This window comes from Pedobacter sp. B4-66 (assembly GCF_018492665.1).
GTDB lineage: Bacteria > Bacteroidota > Bacteroidia > Sphingobacteriales > Sphingobacteriaceae > Pedobacter.
On the sequence record NZ_JAFVME010000030.1, the window covers coordinates 1 to 263 of the forward strand.

Sequence of the window (263 nt, forward strand, 5' to 3'; positions counted from 1 at the left end):
AAGCTAAGGATTATATGAGGCAAGAAGGATTGTGAATGAGACACCTCAGAACAATACCACAGCTGAATAAGATAGTCCCGTAGCTCAGTTGGTTAGAGCACTACACTGATAATGTAGGGGTCAGCAGTTCAAATCTGCTCGGGACTACACATATATTCTAAGGGGGATTAGCTCAGCTGGCTAGAGCGCCTGCCTTGCACGCAGGAGGTCAACGGTTCGACTCCGTTATTCTCCACCATCACCGGTACCTAATATAAAAGGTA

Annotated in this window: 2 tRNA genes; both read left to right on the plus strand. The window is 46.4% G+C overall.

Annotation, left to right across the window (positions count from 1 at the left end):
• The first annotated feature begins 73 nt into the window (after window positions 1–73).
• A tRNA-Ile gene (locus J1905_RS23470) sits at window positions 74–147 on the plus strand.
• Between the two features lie 14 nt (window positions 148–161).
• Window positions 162–238: transfer RNA gene (locus J1905_RS23475), tRNA-Ala, on the plus strand.
• Window positions 239–263: the final 25 nt, after the last annotated feature.